Below are 1,868 nucleotides of genomic sequence, written 5' to 3'. Positions count from 1 at the left end.
GTATGAGTAAAATGTTTGTGGGTAGAAAATAATTTACCCTCTGGTTTGGTTGGTGGTCGTTAGACCGCCAACCAAACGCAAGCGCGGTAGTATGAGCAAAAATAAAGAAAAAGGGACTTTCTTTTTGTATAGTAGTGTTTGCGGACAAAACATACAAAAGGAGAAAGTCCCTATGAAACAAAATACCATAAAACTACCTACATTAAAAGAAATAGAAAGTGATTTATTTAAAACATTACAGGAAACTTTTTCGGAAGTTCTCGAGGAGCTGTTAACTGGGTATGACAGAGAAATAGCTGAACAACGAGATAAAGGAAGATATCAACTCAAAGATAAGAGAGCGATTCAGATGGACACCTTATTTGGATCTGTTTCAATTAAGCGAAATTACTATTGGGATCGTATCGGCAACAAATATGTCTATTTATTAGATCAATATTTACAGTTTGAGGGCGGTAAAGGATTTAGTCCAGTTGTGGAAGAAATGGCGATGGAATTGGCGGTTACTGGGCCATCATACAGACATGCATCTTCTACGTTAGAAAAATTACTTGGATACTCTGTAGCTAGTCATGAAGCGATTCGTCAACATTTATTACAAACAGAAGTTGTACCGAGCTTGCCAATCGAACCAAAAAGAAAGGTATTATTTATCGAAGTAGATGGCTTATTTATTAAACGGCAAGGTGGTAAGAAGCGCGGACGAGAAGAAAAGATCGCAGCTATCCATGAAGGTTGGTCTATGAATGGAAAGAGAGCCAGTCTTGTGGGAAAACGGCATTTTATTCATAAAGCAGAAGCACCTTTCTGGGAAGAGTTAGAACAATTTTTAATGGATACGTATCATTACGATCCAACTACTCATCTTTTAGCTATCAATGGGGACGGAGCTAGTTGGATAACTGCGTGCAGAGAGTATTTTCAAAAGAAAGCTTTTTTCACGATAGACAGATTCCACGTAGCTCGAGAAATCCAACGTATTTTTAAAGAACATCCTAGATATAAAGCGATACGAAAAAAGCTAGCTAAGTATGATGGAGAGGGATTATTAGTAGAGTTAAATAGTGCAGTGGCGACCCTGGATACAGAGAAAAAAGAAGAACGATTAGAAGCATTAATTAACCAGCTTTCTCCATATCCCGAGGCACTTGGAGACTATAGAATTTGGTTACAGGAACAAGGAATAGATACGAGTGATATGCGTCCGATGGGCAGCGCAGAAGGAACCATGAGTGTGTTTGCCAAGCGTCTGAAAAACGGAAGGGCATGGAGTGAAAAAGGAATAGATGCATTTATTCGATTCATGGTTGGCTTAAAAGATGGATTAGATATTAAAACACTGATCGGAACAATGACGAAACGATTGGAAGAGAAGGAATCAAATCATATAAAACCAAAATACTACCGTGAAAAACTAACCAAAACAGCAGGACAGGCAACAAGACAAAACATTGCCTATTTGAGTCAAACAACAGGAAAGCCACTATATCATGCGTTAAAAGCATTACAAGGATTTTAAAAAGGATTGTCGACGTTTAACTGTAAACTGTATTCTAAAAGGTTATGGATTTTAACAACATAGAAAACGCAGAGTGGATTGGAGCGAAAGGCACTTGACTCCTGCGGGACATAGAGGAAAGGTCGAGACCCCACAGCCGGAACGGCGAGGAGGCTCGACTTCCTCCCCGCGGAAAGCAAGTGCCTGTAGCGGAAAGGAACGGTCTATTGATCCCAAAAAATTTTACGAAAACAGCCTGACTATAAATAGAGTAAGTATAGAAAGCGTTAACAATAGAGATAGCAAACACACTGAAAAAGAGAGAAATTCCGACGATAAAAAATTTCTCCCACAAATACTTGACTCAAAC

General features: G+C 39.0%; 1 protein-coding gene. It reads left to right on the top strand.

What is annotated here, in order from left to right:
- The first annotated feature begins 172 nt into the window (after positions 1 to 172).
- Positions 173 to 1,519, top strand: coding sequence for an ISLre2 family transposase (locus ACTNDN_RS24770; protein WP_048717475.1), 1,347 nt, complete (start codon positions 173 to 175; stop codon positions 1,517 to 1,519).
- Positions 1,520 to 1,868 lie beyond the last annotated feature (349 nt).

This window comes from Niallia sp. HCP3S3_B10 (assembly GCF_052064465.1).
Taxonomy (GTDB): domain Bacteria; phylum Bacillota; class Bacilli; order Bacillales; family Cytobacillaceae; genus Niallia; species Niallia hominis.
The sequence above is the reverse complement of the archived record's forward strand: the minus strand, read 5'-3'. Positions and strand labels throughout refer to the sequence as shown.

Bases quoted from the DNA above. Each gene is read 5' to 3' on its own strand.
- ACTNDN_RS24770 (WP_048717475.1), top strand. From the start codon at position 173: ATGAAACAAAATACCATAAAACTACCTACATTAAAAGAAATAGAAAGT.